Source organism: Frigoribacterium sp. AC759 (assembly GCF_979256015.1).
Window position 1 is genome coordinate 1 of sequence record NZ_CEEDMT010000163.1, and the last position, 241, is coordinate 241.

Below are 241 nucleotides of genomic sequence, written 5' to 3' on the forward strand. Positions count from 1 at the left end.
GAACAGCGTGTACCGCGCCGAGAAGGCGCTCTGGGCGCACGACTACGACACCGAGGGCTTCGAGTGGATCGACGGAGGCGCGGCGCAGCAGAGCGTCGTCGCCGTCATGCGGACGTCCGGCGACGGCGAGAGCGTGGCCGTGCTCGCCAACTGGTCGGGTCAGCCCGTGCAGATGCGCTTCGGGTGCCCCGAGGCGGGCACCTGGCACGAGGTGCTCAACACCGACGCCGTCGAGTTCGGC

General features: G+C 71.0%; 1 protein-coding gene. It reads left to right on the plus strand.

Annotated features, from left to right (window positions below):
• Positions 1-241, plus strand: a 241-nt coding sequence (locus tag ACZ6JE_RS15505) for an alpha amylase C-terminal domain-containing protein (protein ID WP_464319525.1), incomplete at both ends; no start/stop codon positions are given.